The organism is Flavobacterium sp. N1994, from assembly GCF_025947145.1.
GTDB lineage: Bacteria > Bacteroidota > Bacteroidia > Flavobacteriales > Flavobacteriaceae > Flavobacterium.
Genome location: NZ_CP109999.1, coordinates 2,249,412 through 2,267,889 on the forward strand (window position 1 = coordinate 2,249,412; position 18,478 = coordinate 2,267,889).

An 18,478-nucleotide genomic window follows, 5' to 3' on the forward strand; every position below is an offset into this window, starting at 1 on the left:
GATCCTCCGAAGAATCATGAAAGACAAGTTTTATAAATACATACTACAACTACAAGACCAAATCACTTCCAAACTAGAAGCAGTTGATGGCGTGGCTAAATTTCGTGAAGATATTTGGGAACGACCTGAAGGTGGCGGAGGAAGAACGCGCGTTATCGAAAACGGAAAAGTTTTTGAAAAAGGAGGCGTAAACATTTCAGCGGTTCACGGAAAATTACCCGAAGCTATGCAGAAAATGTTCAACGTTGGCGAAGCTGATTTTTTTGCGTGTGGATTAAGCTTGGTCATTCATCCTAAAAGCCCAATGGTGCCAACGGTTCATGCCAACTGGCGTTACTTTGAAATGTATGATGACGCTGGAAATGTAATCAATTCGTGGTTTGGCGGTGGACAAGATTTAACGCCCTACTATTTGTTTGAAGAAGATGCCATTCACTTTCATCAAACCTGCAAGACAGCATGTGACAAGCATAATTCTGAGTTTTATCCAAAATATAAAAAACAATGCGATGGATATTTCTGGAATGCACATCGCAATGAAGCCCGTGGAATAGGTGGATTGTTTTTTGATTATTGCAAAGAAACCGAAACCATGAAAATGGAAGATTGGTTCAATTTTATAACGGAAGTTGGTAATAGTTTTTGTGATGCATATGTTCCCATTGTAGAAAAAAGAAAAGAACTCACTTATACCGAAGGTCAAAGAACTTGGCAGGAAATCCGAAGAGGACGTTACGTCGAATTTAATTTGGTACACGATAAAGGCACTTTATTCGGATTAAAAACTAATGGAAGAATTGAATCCATTTTGATGAGTTTACCACCACACGTGCAATGGGTTTATGACCATCATGCAGAACCAAATAGCGAAGAAGAAAAATTAATTAAAGTCTTAGAAAAACCAATGGAATGGATATAAAATATAGCCATATTATATTTTATTTTACCTTTTTTAATGGATGGGCGCAAAACGATTCTATTAGTAATTCTTATTTCAAATCTTATGATGACAAAGTAACAAGTAGTTTATATTACTTAAATACATCTAATAGTTTTGATGCTGAATTTACCTCTAACGGGACACAAAATAGATTCGAGTTCAAACCTAATACAAGACAACAACTAGGGGTCAATATTAGTTACAAATTTATTGATATCAGCTACGGATTTTCTCCTAGATTTTTTTCTGAAAACAAAGACAACTCAGGTTCAAAATTAATGAGCTTAAATACAAGAATAGTATTTAAAAAGTGGATGCAATCCTTTACATTTATTAATCAGACCGGTTTTTATGTTAAAGAAGGGAACACCGAAGTATCTTTCCCTAATCTTAGAACAACAAAAATAGGAGGAACAACATCGTATGTTTTTAATGATCATTTTTCGTTTAAAACACTATCCAATCAAAAAGAATGGCAAACTAAAAGCGCAGGAAGTTTTATTCCTTCTTTTACCATTTATTATACAAACTTTGATTTAAATGATGATAATACCGCAACCCAAAGTGATATTTTTCTTTTTTCATTAGCACCATCTTATTATTATAATTTTGTGATAAAGAAAAACTTTTTGTTAGCAACTGGTCTTTCTTTTGGTTTAGGATTAAATGACATTGATGGAACCGTTTCTTCAATATATGAAGTAGATTCTAGTCTGAAGCTAGGGTACAATAATGATTCTTTTTTTGCTTTTGTTAATTATAACTACAACAACTTCATACAAAACAAGACTAGTAGTATCCAAATAAACGATAATATTTCCACGGTTAAGTTTATACTTGGTTATCGGTTTAACCCACCTAAAAAAGTGAAAGAACTCTACAACAGAGTCAGTAAAAAAATAGGTTTTTAATATTTAAAACAAAACGATTATGTTTCCATTACAAAGAGGTAGAAGATTAAGAGTAAACGAAAGCATTCGTTCCCTAGTACGCGAAACCACATTAAGTCCAAGTGATTTTATGTTCCCAATGTTCATTGCAGAAGGCGAAAACTATAAATCCGAAATCCCATCCATGCCCGGAATTTTCCGTCGCTCGATTGATTTAACGGTTGAAGAAGTAAAAGAACTTTTTGCTCTAGGAATTCGCGCCGTAAACATTTATGTAAAAGTGGACGAAAGCCTAAAAGACAACACAGGAAAAGAAGCGTGGAATCCTAACGGACTAATGCAACGGGCCATCAAATCAATCAAAACCGCTTGCCCAGAAATGATTGTAATGCCCGATGTGGCTCTAGATCCATATTCCATTTACGGTCATGACGGTATCATTGAAAATGGAGATATTGCTAACGATGCCACCAACGAAGCTTTAGTAAAAATGGCCGTTTCTCACGCTCAAGCTGGAGCCGATTTTGTAGCACCAAGTGATATGATGGATGGAAGAGTTTTAAGATTGCGCCAAGGTTTAGATGCCGCGGGTTTTTCAAACGTTGGAATTATGAGTTACTCCGCTAAATATGCCTCTGCATTTTACGGTCCGTTCCGCGATGCCCTAGACAGTGCTCCAAGAGAAGCTGACATAGAAGTTCCAAAAGACAAAAAAACCTATCAAATGGATTACGCCAACCGCCTAGAAGCCATCAAAGAAGCGCTTATGGATGTAGAAGAAGGTGCCGATATGGTCATGGTAAAACCCGGAATTGCTTATCTAGATATCGTTCGAGAAGTAAAAAATGCGGTAAGTGTTCCCGTGACGGTTTTCCATGTTTCTGGTGAATATGCCATGATTAAAGCCGCTTCAGAAAGAGGTTGGCTCGACCATGACAAGATTATGATGGAGCAATTAATGTGTATTAAGCGTGCCGGAGCCAGTTTGATTTCAACTTATTTTGCCAAAGAAGCAGCAATTCTTCTCAATAAATAATTTCATCTCGAGCGCAGTCGAAGGGAGGAGCGATAGGTTCGGGCTTTGTCAGTGGTCCCTATTCCCGCTGTTCGCACTACAGGGTAGTCACTTCCATCGGGGCTAAAGAGTGATGGCATTGTGTACTTGGCATCTGATAAAAATCATATTTTAACAACCATTTCAAAACTACCTTTGAACAACTTCAAGGATATTAAAATGAAAACTACAATAAAACTATTAGCATTTGCTGTCTTTGCTCTTATTTTAGGAAGTTGCGGCAAAAAAGAAGATCAGGATTTCAATAAAAGCACACCTGAAAAAGCAGCTACCACAACACTTTCTCCAACAGAAAAAGGCAAAGAAATTTTTGAAGGCAAAGGAACTTGTGCCACTTGCCATAAACCAGATGTAAAAGTTATTGGGCCAAGTCTGATAGATATCAGCAAAATTTACAAAGAGAAAAACGCTAGTATTGCCACTTTCTTAAAAGGAGATGAAAAACCGTTGGTCGACCCAACTCAATTTGAAGTAATGAAAGCCAATTTCGCTTTAACTAAAACCTTCACCGACGAAGAAAGAGAATCTTTAGAAGCATATATCCATAGCTTTTCAAAATAATATTTCTAACTTTATCGGATGGAAACAGCCTTCATCCAAACACCTCTAGGCATTACCAAAATTGTTGGTGATGAAAACGGTATTTCAGTAATATCGATTTTAAGTGAAGGAAAGATTACCACAAAAATCCCAAAAAATCTTAAAGAGTGCGTTTCCCAACTCAATGAATATTTTGAAGGACAGCGATACCATTTTGAATTTAAAATGAATCCTCAGGGAACCGATTTTCAACAAAAAGTGTGGCAGGAATTATTGAATATCCCTTTTGGAAAAACCATGTCTTACCTTGATTTATCTAAAAAACTCGGCGACGTAAAAGCCATAAGAGCCGTGGCTTCTGCTAATGGGAGAAACCCACTTTGGATTGTAGTTCCTTGTCATCGTGTAATAGGATCCGATGGTTCTTTAACAGGATATGCAGGTGGACTTTGGCGCAAGAAATGGTTATTAGAACATGAAAGCCCTTCAAAGCAACAATCACTTTTTTAAAATTTTTCTTTCATATTTCGATTAGATTATTTAATTTTAAGTCGGTAAATTCCTAAATTTATAACAATGATTGAAAAGATAAATCTCAATAACATCCTTTTTTTTGATATTGAAACCGTTCCTGAAACGGAAAACTTCAACGAATTGGACACGGATATGAAAGAGCTTTGGGAACAAAAAACGCAATACCAAAGACGCGATGAATATACTCCTGAAGATTTTTACGAACGCGCGGGGATTTGGGCCGAGTTTGGAAAAATTGTTTGTATTTCAGTAGGCTATTTTGTCAATAAAGGAGATATTCGAAACTTTAGAGTAACTTCATTTTTTGGAGATGAGAAGAAGATTTTAAAAGATTTCTCAAGTTTATTAGATACTCATTTTAATCAGGCACAGCATGTTTTGTGTGGACATAATGCGAAAGAATTTGACATTCCGTTCATCGCGCGCCGAATGATTATCAATCAAATTGCTATACCCCATAAACTCAATTTATTTGGGAAAAAACCATGGGAAATTCCACATTTAGATACTTTAGAATTATGGAAATTTGGTGACTATAAGCATTTCACCTCTTTAAAATTATTGACCAAAATTCTTGGCGTTCCTTCTCCAAAGGGAGACATTGATGGAAGCCAAGTTGCCCAGGTTTATTATATAGAAAAAGATATAGACCGAATTGTAATCTATTGTGAAAAAGATGTGATTGCAGTAGCGCAAATTTTTCTCCGATTTAGAAGAGAAGATTTGTTAATTGACGATGAAATTATTCATGTATAAAAAAGTCCCGATTTAATCGGGACTTTTTTATGTTTAGTTTCTTCTTAAGACTATCTTTTTAGTAATCGAATCTTTATCGTTTTCAATGTGGACTAAATAGATTCCGTCTTGTAAATTTTCAATTCCAAAACTCGTAGTCACTTGATTAGTTTCTTTTGAAATAATTTGTCGGCCTTGAATATCGTACAATTTTATGATTGCAGTTTCAGTAAGCGAAGGGATAAAAACATTTACAATACCTTTAGTTGGGTTTGGATAAACACTACTATTTAAAATAGGATTTGTAGCTACAGCCAATGCATTTCCAATTCTACATAAATCAATACTAAATGAATTGATTGTTCCGCCATCACCGTTGTAGGGATCATCAACTAAAAGGGTCCATTCTCCATCTGCTGGTAGTGTATTAAGAGAACTTAAACTATCAAAAGGAGCAATAAGTCCACTAATAGCTGGATTTGTAGTACATGTTGGTACACCACCTGAATCATCCATGGTACAATTTATGTTAGGATTGGCACCACAAGGTTCTTTTAATAAAATAACTACAGGACTTCCAATTGAAGCAGGACCTTGTAAAGAAATAGTCATATCTTGAACATAGGTATGCGTTATGTCAATATTTACATTGATGTCTCCAATAGTGTACCCACCAGTAATAGTTAGCGGAACGCTTGCGCTAGAGTTAGCTACGGAAGCAATTGTGGCGTTTGAATAATCAGTTGCTGTAAAAGATTGATCACATGTTAAGACACCTGTTGTAAATGTCGAAATAGTGGCATTTGATGCTATTCCAGCTCCACAATTATTTGAAGGAATCACTCTCCAAAAATATCTAGTGGTCTGGTTTAATCCGGTAAGATTATATTGATTGGTTGTTACTATATCATTTATAAAAAAAGTTGAAAAATCAGGAAATAATGAAACTTGCACAGTATAACTTTGAGCATTTGTTTGACTATTCCAAGTTAAGTCTGCCGAAGTAGATAACCCGGATTGCCCATTGGTTGGACTTTGTAGAGCAATGGTTTGGAATGTTCCATTATAAACTCTTAGTGATTTATATCTAGTCTCTGTATCTGTTGAACTTGTTCCTTTTATTCCAACAAAATATTCATTAGGAGCCACATTGTTTAATCCAGAAACCGTCATGGTAACCACTCCATTTGCATTCAAAGTTGCAGGAGAAAAGGAAGCGGAAGCTCCAGCTGGTAAATCAACAGCAGAAAAGATTGTTGTTCCTGATCCAGATTGAGTATAGTTAAAGGTATATACAGCATTTTGACTGGAACAAACAGTTAAGTTATCAGAAGTTGAATTAATGGCAAAAGGAGAAGTTATTCCAGTAATTATTAAAGAGTATTTTTGACTTCCATTTACTAAATTTCCTTTGTGACTAACAGTAATTGTATATGAACCTGCTGTAGGGTTATCAATTTTAACTTGTTCAACATTATCTACAGCATTATCGCCAATTCTTGTTGCTGGAAGACTTGGGTCAGAAGTTAGTTTCCATGGGAAATAAGTGGTGCTATTTCGTGTAACTCTAATATCTAAATCATTCACTAATGCCGCAGTTGGATCATTAGCTGGAAGACCACCAGAGTTTATTGGTCCTGGAACATCTGTCCAACTTATAGAAGCCATTAAGGGTGTTGTTCCATTTGAATTTACTGTCATGGTGAAAACCTGACGGTTATTTAAATTTTCTTCAGAAACCCAAGAAGTTAAGCCGTTATTTGTTAGTGTTTCTGCCGCTTTTTTTGCATTTAATAAACCCCAGCCATATTTAGGATCAGGCCCAACATTTCCGCCATCGTCGGCAGTATGACAAGCTAATCCTTTTAGAGTTGCTGCACGCATAAAACTATTGCTCAAGTTTTTATAGTGTTGTTGTAATAAAAGTAAAGTTCCGGCCACATTTGGCGAAGCCATTGAGGTACCCGACATCCCTGTAGTTGAGGTATTGGAGGTATTATTTGTTGAGGTTAAATTTTCTCCATTTCCTGTGATGTCTGGTTTTATCCTAAAATCATCTGTTGGTCCTTGACTACTAAAAGAACTAATATTAATGTTTGATGAGGTTACAGTACCATCAGCTGCCGCATTTACATCTGCGCAACTTGCAACAATTAAATTGTTTTTGGCCGTTTTATTTCCGACCAATTTATCATAACCTGGTGCAATTGGTTCTGGATTATCTGTACTTTGGCCTTCGTTCCCTGCGGACATTACTGGCAAATAATAAGGAGCATTAAAGGCAATATCATCCCAAACAAAAGCATCGTAGGAATAAGAACCAATCAACCATGATGGTAAAGTTGTACCATTTGAAGTTATTGGAACCCCGTAGGAGTGATTTGAAATTAACATTCCATTTTGTGCTTCTGCTATGGCTTCAGCATTATCATCTGTCCAATTAAAGGTTCTTGCATTGGCTTGATAGGCCATTCCTTTTACTGCAGCTGGTGTAGCACTTGCCACCAAAGTTCCGCAAACGTGAGTCGAATGTGAAACCGTTGTGGTATTGGAGGGATCATCTACTACAGTTACTCTACCACCAAAAGCATTATGTGTAGCTCTAACATTTCCGCCGTCCCATTCTCTAATGGTCATTCCTTGTCCATTTAAGTTTAATCCCAAAGTACCACCCGTATTTAAATGATTGGCTCTTGTTGATTTTGCAGCGTTTACATTTTGGGTTGAATAGTAAATAGGCAATCCTTCAGGAGTGAGTTTCATTAACTCAGAAATACTACCATCCTCTTTTGTAATAAGAATTGGCCAATGCTTAGCTAAGGCAGTTGAAATGGCTTTTGATTTTTCTATCCTTGATTTTTTACCATAAAAAAGTTCTTTTTCTTTAAGCTTTGCGATATCGTAATCTGCAGTTATTTTTTTTATGTCTTCTTTTGTTTGAGCTATCAGGGAACACGTTACAAATAGGAAAGATAACAAAGACAAGTATTTCTTTTTCATAATTATAGGATAGAAATGGTTTTTTTATAGTTAAAAGTTAGCAAATATATAAACACTGAATTAATTTAGATATTTAATTAACAAATAATCACAAAAAATTAGATATTGTTTACTTATTGACAAATACAGTAAATAAAAATTAAGTTTATTCTTTTATTTCAAAATCGAGAAATGTTATATTTACCAAAAAACAGATTATGGTTTTAAGTAGATTTTGGCTAGCTATCTTTGTTTCTTCCATTGCATTTGTTGTGTTCAGTTTATGTGTAGGAGGCAACTATACTATCGATAATATTTTAAATGGAAAAAAAGACGATCCTATTCTGATATCGGAAAAATATTTAGAACAAGTACCAGTTTTTGTAAAGGATAGTATTAAAAAAGCACCAGAGCAAACTATGATTATCAATAGAGATACGCTCAATGCAGATACTACTTATGTATACAAAGCTAAAACGGTAAAAATTTATTCAGGAGTTCAAAAATCAGATGGATTATTGCCTACTTGCAAAAACAGTTTACTCGATTTAATCATTCCGCTAATTGCTTATTTAGCTTTTTTCTGTGGACTAATGCAGTTACTAATTGATTCTGGAGCTTCCGAAAAATTAGCCCGAAAATTAAGTCCAGTTTTCTCAAAAATCTTTCCAACAATTCCCAAAAATCACGAATCGATTTCTTATATGACTTTGAATTTCGCAGCTAACTTTTTAGGTTTGGATTCAGCGGCAACTCCTTTTGGATTAAAAGCTATGCAAAGTCTGCAGGAACTCAATCCCGAAAAAGACAAAGCCAGTGATGCCCAAATCATGTTTTTATGTTTGCATGCTGCGGGATTAACATTGATTCCAACATCCATAATTGGATATAGAGCAGCAGAAAACGCCAGTAATCCAGCCGATGTAATGTTGCCTTGCATTATTACTTCTTTCATAGGAACTATTGCTGCTTTTTTAATTGTAGGTATCCGACAAAGGATTAATTTCAAAAGTGCCTCATTACTCGTGGCATTGATGACAATAATTGCCGCTATTATTGGATTGTTGTTTTATATTAATACTTTAGATTTAATAGGAAAAAATGCATTTACTTCCAATCTTTCTGGTTTAATGTTAGTTGCCATAATTGCTTTTACCCTTATATTTTCATTTATTCATGAGAAAAAATTTGTAGAAAAAGACACGACCATTTTTGATGCATTTGTTACTGGTGCCAACAACGGTCTACAAACAGGTGTTAAAATATTTCCATACGTATTGGGAATGTTAGTAGCCATATCCTTCTTTAGAAATAGTGGGTTATTTGAAATTATTAGTAATGGAATTTCCTTTGTATTTGCCAATATTGGCGTAAGTAAGCAAGTTACAGATTCTTTACCAGTAGCCATGCTTAGACCTTTCAGCTCTGGTGGTTCACGTGGATTTATGATAGATTCGATGCGAACTTTTGGACCAGACTCCTTTACGGGAAGATTGAGTTGTATTTTTCAATGCAGTGCCGAGACTACGTTTTATGTAATAGCGGTTTACTTTGGAAGCATCAATGTTAAAAATACTCGTTACACCTTAGGAACTATGCTTTTGGTAGATTTAGTTTGTGTGATTACCGCTATTTTTGTGGCGAGTTGGTTTTTTTAAACTATAAAAAATAATTTCAATGTCTTTTACCGAATCCTTTACCGAGTTTTATAACCAAGTCAAAGCTAGTTTAGCCGATGGAACTTTTGCTAAATTAACCATGGCGAAAACTATTGGGAATACCGATTTGATGAATATTTATGTTCGCCCGATAGTAGAAGATGGGATTTTAAAAATGGAACTCAACTATAAATTTCAGCAAGAAGAACAAGTTGAAATTCATTCTATTGATAATGCTAGAGATACTTTGGTAAACTATATTAATAACCCGTTTATGTCTGCCATATTATTTACAACAGCATTTGATTTGACTTATAAATTAAATAAAAAAAGAGCAGTAAGTTTGAAAGAGCAATTCCCAAGTTTTACTCATGCATCTCCTGTTATAGTTTCCTATTTAGAAACCAAGAAATAAGTAACCATCCCAAAAACAAAAATGCCTCACTTATTAGCGAGGCATTTTTTTATCTAATAAATAAATGAATTATTTCTTGATGAATTTTTTAGAAACAGATTGTTGTTTGCTGCTTACTTTTAAGAAATAAACTCCAGAGTTCAATTCGCTTACATCTATTCCTTCTTGACTAAGTTTTCCTTTTTTAATTGCTTGCCCAAGGAAGTTAATGATTTCATATGTTGCATTTTCATCAGTCAATGAAACATTTAAACGACTTTCTGTAGGGTTTGGATACAAATTAAAATCTAATGTTTCAGCAGAAGAATTTGTTAGAGTCTCATCTATTAAACCTGCAGCAGTAAGAGTAATATTTACAGTGTAATCTTCCACTTGACCATAGGTAAATGAACCACAAGCCGTAGGAGTTGCATTGTATTTCATTACAACTCTCATTCTTGTAGAGCCTAATGTAGCGGTAGTTGGAATGGTGAACGTACCAATTACTGGAGTTGTAGTTGAAGCTGCTTTTATCCAAACGGTTTCGCCAGCATCGGTAAACAATCCATTTTGGTTGTAATCAATGAAAACAGCATATCCTTCAGGATATACAGTGCTGGCCCAAGCTGGAGTGATTGTTATTGAATTTGCAGTTCCTCTAACAGCATTAGTTGAAAGTGAAGTGAAGTTTTCGTAACCAGCTGTTCCAGTTGAAGTATTGCTAATGGTTCCGAAAACAACTTTGCCAATTTTTTCGTCTACAGTATTGGTTGATGTTGCAGTACAATAAGTTAAAGTCGTTGCAGAAGTTGTAACAGAAACTGTATTACTAGTTGGAGAAACATTACCTGCTGCATCTTTAGCTATTACATAAAAAGTGTAAGTTATTGAAGCAGTTAATCCAGTTACAGCATATGATGTAGAGGTAACACTTGCTTTTAAAGTAGTTCCTTGATACACGTCATAACCTGTTACGCCTACATTATCTGTTGCGCCCGTCCAAGACAAGTTGGTTGATGTAGTTGTCGTACCTGTTGCAGATAAAGTTGCAGCAGTTGGAGCGGTTGTATCTGGCACTGGAGTTAAAGTTGTTACATTTACTACATTACTTGAAGGCGATAAATTTCCAGCTGCATCTTTAGCTTTTACAGAAAATGAGTAAGTAGTTGCACCCGTTAAACCTGTTACATTATAAGAAGTTGTAGTAGAAGTACCTAATAGCGTTGTGCCTTGATAAACATTATATCCAGTTACAGCAACGTTATCAGTTGAAGCTGACCAGGATAAAGAAGTAGTAGTTGTGGTTGTTCCTGAAGCTGCCAATGTTGTTGGAGCAGTTGGAGCAATAGTATCGGCTGGACCAGCATAAGCGGTTCCAATTCCTACAGCGTAAAATGCATTTGTAGTAGCAATAACTTCAGCTGAATTGGCACCATATAAATCGGTGGCAGCTTGAATTCCATAGGTTCTTGCATTAGCATAGGTTGAGTTAGCGGTTAAATAAACACTTTCAGTACGGAAAGCAATTTTAGCAGCTTTGTCAATTCCTATACCAGTTACACTATAAGAACTTCCAATATCGTTAGTTCCTGTCTTACCTTCGGTTAAGATATAAAACCAGTGATTTAACACGCCACTATTGGTGTGAACGCCACAGTAATCGTTAGTAGAAGTAGGAGTACAACTTACCGTTTTCCAGTAAGTGCCACCATAAGTATCAGGTTGTAATTCAGTTTTAGGGTTACTCATAGATCGAAGAGATAAGTGACCGGCTCTTCTTTCAATATCTTCACCTATTAACCAACGTTGTTTGTTTGGAGCGGCAAAATATTCGATACAAGCTCCCCAAATATCAGAAAACGCTTCGTTCATTGCCCCTGATTCTTTTTGATAAGCTAGATTGGCAGTATTAGTACAAACAGCATGTCCAATTTCGTGGCCTGCTACATCAATTGAAGTTAAAATGTCGAAGTAAGTTCCGCTACCATCACCATAAGTCATTACACTTCCATTCCAATAGGCATTATCATAAGCTGTGCTGTAATGAACGTAACTTTTTATAGCGGCTCCGGCATTATTATAACTGTTTCTTCCGTGAACCGTTGACCAATAATCATATGTTTTTTCAGCTCCCCAGTGCGCGTCTAGAGCGCCATTATCTTTATTAGTGTTGGCATATTCTACAGATGTCCAGTTGTTATCAGCATCTGTAAAATTAACAGCAGCAGTGTAACTAGTCCCCTTTTTCATATTGTAGGTGTTGATGCCCAAACCTCTTGTGGCATCTGCTAAAATATAAGAACTCCCACTTAATGTAGTTTGAATAGATTGCGTGCCGCTATATCTTGTATCGGCATTTGCTGCAACTAGCATAGAGTTCGTTTTAGTCAAAATATTTTCTTCATTTGATTTTGAACCTCCATTGCTGTATTCTCCTAAATGTTTGATGGTGGCATTATAAAACAAAGCATTTCCAGTGACAGCATCTATATATAAATCACCACGACTTACAGGATTTGTAGCATAAATATCAAATTTGTAAGCTAATCTTAAAGTTACTATGTCATTGTTAGAAACGGGTAGTAAAACCAATTCCCCATCGGGTTTTGTGTAACTGAAAGCAGCAGCTTCGGTTGGATTATCCCATAAATACGATTTAGCATCAATCTGATTTAATGCTTTAGTAAAAGCTTGTTGAGTAGATAGCGTTGGAATAGTATTGATGTTTTCTAACGGATATGTTTCTCCGGACATAGAAACCAATGAACCGTTTTTAGAATGAAGGGTATAAGATGCAAATTCGACTTTTACTCCTTTATGGAATAATTGAAATTTTTCGTGTACATACCCTTTTTGATCAGTTTCAGTTGAGGTTTTTTGAAAACTAGAATTGTTTTTTAATTTAAGTTGATCCTTAAAAACTTGGTTAAAATCTCCCGATTTATAAGAAGATTTTTCATTGAATGTTATTAGAGAGATGTTCCCTTTTTCATCCATAATTTTTTGTTTTACATTTTTATCCCCTTCTTGAGCATATGACGAAAAGGTGAATAAAGAAACTAAAACAATTAATCTTAAATAGTTTTGTGAATTTTTAATCATTTGGTAAAGTTTAGGTTTGTTAATGCTATACAATATTAACATAAAACTTATTATAATTTTAACAAAACTTACAAATATGATTAACAATCGTTTTTTTTTGATAAGTAATTAGATTTGATGATTTACTTTCTTATCAAATTAAAAATATTTCTTATAAATTAATCAATAATCATCTCCGGAATTTCTCCTTCAATAATTAAATCGGCTTCGGTTGAAGCTATGATGTGTTCTACTGAAACTCCTGGAGCACGTTCTAACAGTTTGAAGCCTTTTGGAGTAATTTCTAAAACCGCTAATTCCGTTACTACTTTTTTAACGCAGCCAACACCTGTTAAAGGCAAAGTACATTTTTTCAGAATCTTACTTTCACCTGCTTTGTTCACGTGCATCATCGCAACGATTATGTTTTCGGCAGATGCTACTAAATCCATAGCGCCTCCCATTCCTTTTACCATTTTTCCTGGAATTTTCCAGTTGGCAATATCTCCGTTTTCGGCTACTTCCATCGCACCAAGAATTGTTAAATCTACTTTTTGACTTCGGATCATTCCAAAGCTAAAAGCAGAATCAAAAAAACTAGCACCAGGCAAAGTAGTTATAGTTTGTTTTCCTGCATTAATCACATCAGCATCTTCTTCTCCTTCAAAAGGGAAAGGTCCCATTCCGAGTACCCCATTTTCGCTTTGAAATTCTACAGAAATATCGTTTCGAACATAGTTAGCTACCAAGGTTGGAATTCCGATACCTAAGTTTACATAATAGCGATCTTTGACTTCTTTAGCTATACGTTTTGCAATTTCTTCTTTTCCTAACATGACTAACTTCTTTTTCTAACAGTTCGTTGTTCAATTCTTTTCTCAAATTTTTCGCCTTTAAAAATGCGTTGAACTAAAATACCAGGAATGTGTATTTGATTTGGGTCGAGTGAACCAACAGGTAATAATTCTTCTACTTCGGCAATGGTAATTTTTCCGGCACCAGCCATACAAGCATTGAAATTTCTAGCCGTTCCTTTAAAAACGAGGTTTCCAGCTTCATCGCCTTTCCAAGCTTTTACAATAGCGAAATCCGCTTTATAGGCCAATTCCATTACATGCATTTTTCCGTTGAATTCTCTAGTTTCTTTTCCTTCGGCTACTTCGGTTCCGTAACCTGCTGGAGTGTAAAAAGCAGGAATTCCAGCTTGAGCAGCTCGGCATTTTTCTGCTAAAGTTCCTTGTGGTGTTAACTCAACATCTAATTCACCAGAAAGCATTTGACGTTCAAATTCGGCGTTTTCTCCAACATAGGAAGAAATCATTTTTTTGATTTGTCTTTTTTGAAGTAATAAACCTAATCCAAAATCATCAACTCCTGCATTATTGGAAATACAAGTTAGTCCTGTAGTTTCTTTTTTTACTAATTCAGCAATACTATTTTCGGGAATGCCACAAAGGCCAAAACCTCCAAGCATTATGGTCATATTATCTTCAATGCCTTGAAGCGCTTCTTGTACCGAATTTACTTTTTTGTTAATCATAATTATCTTAAACGATTATAATCCGAATTCATCTGTGTTTTGTTCCTCTGTTGGGACGGCAGTCGAGTCTACTTCTACCTTTCTTGGAGCGTAACAATCTACTTTTATGGAAAGATTTTCAGGGCGTTCAAAAGGGTCTTTCGAAATGAGCAAATCTTTATCTTCATAACATTTTTTCATCATATAACCCCAAATTGGTAACGCAGCTGTTGCTCCTTGTCCGTAGGTAATTCCTTTGAAACGAGCGGAACGATCTTCACAACCTACCCAAACCCCAGTTACTAAATTAGGCACCATTCCAATAAACCAACCATCCGATTGATTTTGAGATGTTCCTGTTTTTCCAGCAATTGGATTGGTAAACATATACGGATAACCAGTCCAACGATTATCTCCACTTCCACCACCTTGAGTTCTCAATCGTACTCCAGAACCTTCTTCGGTTACCCCTTCTAAAAGTTTAATAACAGCATAGGCAATATCTTTGTTCAAAACATCATGTGTTTCAGGAACAGGCTCGTAAAGAACAACGCCATTTTTATCTTCAATTCTGCTAATAAATTGGGGTTTGATATAGACTCCTTGATTGGCAAAAGTACTGTAGGCTGCCACCATATCTTCCACGGTAATTTCCACGGCTCCAAGTGCAATTGAAGGCTGAACAGGAATATCTGATTTTACGCCTAATTTTTTAGTTAAAGCCACAACAGCTTCCGGACCTACTTTGTCCATCAATTTTGCAGAAACCGTATTGATAGAATTCGCTAAAGCTTTTTTCAAAGTAACCATTCCACGATATTTATTATCAGAGTTTTTTGGAGTCCAATCAGCTGTAACATGGTGTCTTCCGACAGGAATTGTAAATGGGGAATCAATAATTGAATCACAAGGAGACATTCCTAATTGCTCAATAGCAGTAGCATAAACAAAAGGTTTGAAAGTTGAACCAACCTGTCTTGCTCCTTGCCCCACGTGGTCATATTGAAAATATTTATAATCGATTCCTCCCACCCAAGCTTTGATATGACCTGTTTGTGGTTCCATCGACATTACTCCAGTTTGTAGAAAATGTTTGTAATAACGAATCGAATCCATAGGTGTCATCAAAGTATCAATTTCACCATTCCAAGAAAAGATTTTCATTTTTGCCTTAACATTAAATGAAGCAACAATTTCTTCTTCGGATTTATCCAAATCTTTCATAACACGCCAACGCTCAGATGATTTCATGGCTTTGTCCATGATTCTTTTGGTTTCTTCGGGTGTAATATTTAAAAACGGAGCGTTTTTATTGTCTTTTTGTTGAGCAAAAAATTCCTTTTGTAGATTCTTCATATGAGCAGCAACTGCTTCTTCTGCATGTTCTTGAATTTTAGAATCGATGGTGGTATAAATTTTCAAACCATCACTATAAATGTCCCAATCGCTTCCATCCGGTTTTTTGTTTTCCTTTGCCCAATTTTTCATGTATTCGCGAAGATATTCTCTGAAATAGGTTGCGGTTCCTTCTTTGTGACTTTCTGGATGAAAATGTAAAACGATAGGTTGACTTGCCAATTTATCTTTAGTTTGTGCATCAATGATATGATTACGTACCATTTGTCCCAACACCGTATTTCTACGTTGTCTTACTTTTTCTAAACGACGTAAAGGATTATACAGAGAAGGATTTTTTAACATCCCGACAAACATAGCGGCTTCGTCAACGGTTAAATCACGGGGTTCTTTACCAAAATATACTTTAGAAGCTGAGCGAATTCCAACAGCAGTATTCACAAAATCTGCGGTATTAAAATACATAGCAATGATTTCGTTTTTGGTGTATTGACGTTCTAGTTTAATAGCAATAATCCATTCTTTGACTTTTTGTATCATACGGTAAACGAAAAATTTGGATCCTTCACCATGAAATAATTGTTTTGCTAATTGTTGGGTTAATGTACTTGCCCCACCATTTCTACCTAATTTTAATGCCGCACCAAAAGTTCTTTTGGCATCAATTCCCGAGTGTTCGTAAAAACGTTCATCTTCTGTGGCAATTAGAGCTTTTACCAAACTAGGCGGTAAATCTTCAAATTTGATAGGAGTTCTGTTTTCGTTATAAAATTTTCCTAGTGTCACACCATCTGAAGAAATAATTTCGGTAGCCAAGTTAGATTCTGGATTTTCTAAATCTTCAAAGGAAGGCATGCTACCAAAAAACCCCCAAGAGGCCAAAATAAAAAATAGCCCCATCACACCCAAACCATAAAATAACAACTTCCAAAATTTATTTTTGTAGTAGTTAATGTCTTTGACAGTAGTATTATTTTTTTGTGCCATAATCTTATTCTGTAGATTCTATTCTGAAACCAACATCTGAAATTCCTGGAAGCGAAGTTACTCCTTCAATTTTTCCAGTTTGTCTGTTAGCATGTTTAATGTGAACTTTATAAATTCCTTTTTGGGTGAAAGCTGCTTTGCCTTTATAAAAAAGCTTACTTTCTTTAATGTCCGAAAAACCATCTCCAAGCAATGTACCATCTGGATTGGTCATTTGGTATTCAAGAGTGTCTACTTTAGTTTGTCTATTGGGTTGTTCCAAGGAAACAATCAAGAACAAATTATTAAAAGGATAGTCATCATTATCTCTTACATTGACATATAGATTAAAAGACTTTTTAGGATCTAATTTTGGTAAGTCAAACGATACAATGCTGTCTTTATGCCAAGTATTTCCAACCGATTTATACTCGTCAAAAACTCTTTTTTTGTCACAAGAAATAATCAAAAAAAGCACAAAAACAAAAAGGATGCTATGCTTTATTTTCATTCTTTTTTATAATTATTGGTTTTTTGTTTTGTTGGTTTTGTTTTGGTTTCTGATTTTGACCTTGACCTTGACTTTGATTTTGATTTTGTCCCTGCACCTGTCCTTGATTTTGGTTTGGATTTGAGACTTTATTCTTGTTTCTATTTTTGTTTCTGTTTTTGCTCTTTTTAGGTTGGTCAAATCGAGTTAAACTCTCTTGTCCCATAGCGTTGTTGAAATCTTTTTCAGGCTCAATAACCGTTTCGATGGCAAAATCCTCAAGCGAACTAACTTTTTTGTTTTGCTTATTTTCAGCAATGATTTCTCTAACTTGTTCTATGTTTAGCACATGCCAATTAGCAAAATTATCGGTGTAAGCAAACCACATTAAGCCTTTAAAAATATCTTGCTTTTGGCAAATAGCATCTCCTTTTTCTGTTTTTAATTTGGTTTCAAAATCAGGAAAATCTTTAAGAGCATCCATATAAGTATCGAGCTCATAATTAAGACAGCATTTTAATTTACCACACTGTCCCGCTAATTTTTGTGGATTCAATGACAATTGTTGATAACGAGCAGCAGAGGTATTTACACTTCTGAAGTCGGTCAACCAAGTAGAACAGCACAACTCTCTACCACAAGAACCTATTCCTCCCAAACGAGAAGCTTCCTGACGGAAACCTACTTGCTTCATTTCGATACGAGTATTGAAAACACGAGAATAATCTTTGATTAACAATCTAAAATCGACCCTGTCGTTTGCCGTATAATAGAAGGTTACTTTAGAACCATCACCTTGATATTCAATGTCGGATATTTTCATTTCCAATTTATGAGTAATAGCTAATTCACGTGCTTTTACTTTCATTGGTTCCTCTTTGTCTCGAGATTCACTCCAAATATCAATGTCTTTTTGAGATGCTTTTCTATAAATTTTTGCAATTTCTGGACTGGTGTGATTAACCCCTTTTTTCTTCATTTGAATTTTTACTAATTCTCCTGTAAGGGTTACAATTCCAACATCGTGACCAGGTGAAGCTTCAGTAGCTACTACATCGCCAATGCTTAAAGTCAGTTTTTCAGTATTGCGATAAAAGTCTTTTCTGCCGTTTTTAAAACGCACTTCTACACAGTCAAACGGAGTTTCGCCACTAGGCAAACTCATGTTGGCTAACCAATCGAAAACTGTTAATTTGTTGCAGCTATCGGTGCCGCAAGTCCCATTATTTTTGCATCCTTTAGGCGCACCGCCATCAGATGTTGAACAACTTGTACAAGCCATAATTTGAGTATATATTGATCGTGACCACGTCACTACTAG

15 protein-coding genes are annotated in these 18,478 nt (G+C 35.4%); 8 read left to right on the forward strand and 7 right to left on the reverse strand.

Annotation, left to right across the window (positions count from 1 at the left end):
* Positions 1-16: 16 nt before the first annotated feature.
* From hemF to OLM53_RS10060, 6 genes are all read left to right on the forward strand, one after another.
* Positions 17-919, forward strand: coding sequence for an oxygen-dependent coproporphyrinogen oxidase (gene hemF / locus OLM53_RS10035; RefSeq protein WP_264520098.1), 903 nt, complete (start codon positions 17-19; stop codon positions 917-919).
* Complete coding sequence (locus tag OLM53_RS10040; protein ID WP_264520099.1) at positions 910-1,851, forward strand: DUF4421 domain-containing protein; 942 nt, start codon at positions 910-912, stop codon at positions 1,849-1,851. Before hemF ends, OLM53_RS10040 begins: the two co-directional genes overlap by 10 nt.
* A 19-nt stretch (positions 1,852-1,870) precedes the next feature.
* On the forward strand, positions 1,871-2,866 hold the full coding sequence (gene hemB / locus OLM53_RS10045; RefSeq protein WP_264520100.1) for a porphobilinogen synthase: 996 nt from the start codon (positions 1,871-1,873) through the stop codon (positions 2,864-2,866).
* 198 nt (positions 2,867-3,064) lie between these two features.
* Positions 3,065-3,466 (forward strand): c-type cytochrome, encoded by a 402-nt coding sequence (locus tag OLM53_RS10050; protein ID WP_264520101.1) that lies wholly within the window; start codon positions 3,065-3,067, stop codon positions 3,464-3,466.
* 18 nt (positions 3,467-3,484) lie between these two features.
* Entirely contained in the window at positions 3,485-3,955 is a 471-nt protein-coding gene (locus OLM53_RS10055) for a methylated-DNA--[protein]-cysteine S-methyltransferase (protein WP_264520102.1), read from the forward strand.
* A gap of 66 nt (positions 3,956-4,021) precedes the next feature.
* Positions 4,022-4,735: a 3'-5' exonuclease gene (locus OLM53_RS10060; protein WP_264520103.1), complete on the forward strand. Its 714-nt coding sequence runs from the start codon at positions 4,022-4,024 to the stop codon at positions 4,733-4,735.
* 33 nt (positions 4,736-4,768) lie between these two features.
* On the opposite strand, the gene OLM53_RS10065 is transcribed toward OLM53_RS10060, so the two are convergent.
* Entirely contained in the window at positions 4,769-7,714 is a 2,946-nt protein-coding gene (locus OLM53_RS10065) for a S8 family serine peptidase (protein ID WP_264520104.1), read from the reverse strand.
* A 197-nt stretch (positions 7,715-7,911) separates the two neighbouring features.
* On the opposite strand from OLM53_RS10065, the gene OLM53_RS10070 reads away from it, so the two are divergent.
* Together OLM53_RS10070 and OLM53_RS10075 are read left to right on the forward strand one after the other, a co-directional pair.
* Positions 7,912-9,351 (forward strand): nucleoside recognition domain-containing protein, encoded by a 1,440-nt coding sequence (locus tag OLM53_RS10070; protein ID WP_264520105.1) that lies wholly within the window; start codon positions 7,912-7,914, stop codon positions 9,349-9,351.
* A gap of 19 nt (positions 9,352-9,370) precedes the next feature.
* Positions 9,371-9,766, forward strand: coding sequence for a hypothetical protein (locus OLM53_RS10075; RefSeq protein WP_264520106.1), 396 nt, complete (start codon positions 9,371-9,373; stop codon positions 9,764-9,766).
* 69 nt (positions 9,767-9,835) lie between these two features.
* On the opposite strand, the gene OLM53_RS10080 is transcribed toward OLM53_RS10075, so the two are convergent.
* The 6 genes from OLM53_RS10080 to OLM53_RS10105 form a co-directional block, all read right to left on the reverse strand.
* On the reverse strand, positions 9,836-12,847 hold the full coding sequence (locus OLM53_RS10080; RefSeq protein ID WP_264520107.1) for a M4 family metallopeptidase: 3,012 nt from the start codon (positions 12,845-12,847) through the stop codon (positions 9,836-9,838).
* A 158-nt stretch (positions 12,848-13,005) separates the two neighbouring features.
* A complete protein-coding gene (locus OLM53_RS10085) occupies positions 13,006-13,662 on the reverse strand; it encodes a 3-oxoacid CoA-transferase subunit B (RefSeq protein WP_264520108.1) in 657 nt (218 codons plus the stop codon).
* A gap of 2 nt (positions 13,663-13,664) precedes the next feature.
* The gene (locus OLM53_RS10090) at positions 13,665-14,366 is read right to left on the reverse strand and encodes a CoA transferase subunit A (protein ID WP_264520109.1); all 702 of its coding nucleotides are present in this window, start codon (positions 14,364-14,366) and stop codon (positions 13,665-13,667) included.
* 15 nt (positions 14,367-14,381) lie between these two features.
* Positions 14,382-16,688, reverse strand: a complete 2,307-nt coding sequence (locus OLM53_RS10095) for a penicillin-binding protein 1A (protein ID WP_264520110.1) — start codon at positions 16,686-16,688, stop codon at positions 14,382-14,384.
* Between the two features lie 4 nt (positions 16,689-16,692).
* On the reverse strand, positions 16,693-17,178 hold the full coding sequence (locus OLM53_RS10100) for a gliding motility lipoprotein GldH (protein ID WP_264520111.1): 486 nt from the start codon (positions 17,176-17,178) through the stop codon (positions 16,693-16,695).
* Complete coding sequence (locus OLM53_RS10105) at positions 17,162-18,439, reverse strand: stage 0 sporulation family protein (RefSeq protein WP_264520112.1); 1,278 nt, start codon at positions 18,437-18,439, stop codon at positions 17,162-17,164. The genes OLM53_RS10100 and OLM53_RS10105 overlap by 17 nt, the downstream gene beginning before the upstream one ends.
* Between the last annotated feature and the right edge of the window lie 39 nt (positions 18,440-18,478).

What these genes read in the sequence shown, in the direction of transcription:
- OLM53_RS10085 (WP_264520108.1), bottom strand. Translation starts at nt 13,662, where the DNA reads ATGTTAGGAAAAGAAGAAATTGCAAAACGTATAGCTAAAGAAGTCAAA.
- hemF (WP_264520098.1), top strand. Translation starts at nt 17, where the DNA reads ATGAAAGACAAGTTTTATAAATACATACTACAACTACAAGACCAAATC.
- OLM53_RS10095 (WP_264520110.1), bottom strand. Translation starts at nt 16,688, where the DNA reads ATGGCACAAAAAAATAATACTACTGTCAAAGACATTAACTACTACAAA.
- hemB (WP_264520100.1), top strand. Translation starts at nt 1,871, where the DNA reads ATGTTTCCATTACAAAGAGGTAGAAGATTAAGAGTAAACGAAAGCATT.
- OLM53_RS10060 (WP_264520103.1), top strand. Translation starts at nt 4,022, where the DNA reads ATGATTGAAAAGATAAATCTCAATAACATCCTTTTTTTTGATATTGAA.
- OLM53_RS10050 (WP_264520101.1), top strand. Translation starts at nt 3,065, where the DNA reads ATGAAAACTACAATAAAACTATTAGCATTTGCTGTCTTTGCTCTTATT.
- OLM53_RS10090 (WP_264520109.1), bottom strand. Translation starts at nt 14,366, where the DNA reads ATGATTAACAAAAAAGTAAATTCGGTACAAGAAGCGCTTCAAGGCATT.
- OLM53_RS10100 (WP_264520111.1), bottom strand. Translation starts at nt 17,178, where the DNA reads ATGAAAATAAAGCATAGCATCCTTTTTGTTTTTGTGCTTTTTTTGATT.
- OLM53_RS10080 (WP_264520107.1), bottom strand. Translation starts at nt 12,847, where the DNA reads ATGATTAAAAATTCACAAAACTATTTAAGATTAATTGTTTTAGTTTCT.
- OLM53_RS10065 (WP_264520104.1), bottom strand. Translation starts at nt 7,714, where the DNA reads ATGAAAAAGAAATACTTGTCTTTGTTATCTTTCCTATTTGTAACGTGT.
- OLM53_RS10055 (WP_264520102.1), top strand. Translation starts at nt 3,485, where the DNA reads ATGGAAACAGCCTTCATCCAAACACCTCTAGGCATTACCAAAATTGTT.
- OLM53_RS10105 (WP_264520112.1), bottom strand. Translation starts at nt 18,439, where the DNA reads ATGGCTTGTACAAGTTGTTCAACATCTGATGGCGGTGCGCCTAAAGGA.
- OLM53_RS10075 (WP_264520106.1), top strand. Translation starts at nt 9,371, where the DNA reads ATGTCTTTTACCGAATCCTTTACCGAGTTTTATAACCAAGTCAAAGCT.
- OLM53_RS10040 (WP_264520099.1), top strand. Translation starts at nt 910, where the DNA reads ATGGATATAAAATATAGCCATATTATATTTTATTTTACCTTTTTTAAT.
- OLM53_RS10070 (WP_264520105.1), top strand. Translation starts at nt 7,912, where the DNA reads ATGGTTTTAAGTAGATTTTGGCTAGCTATCTTTGTTTCTTCCATTGCA.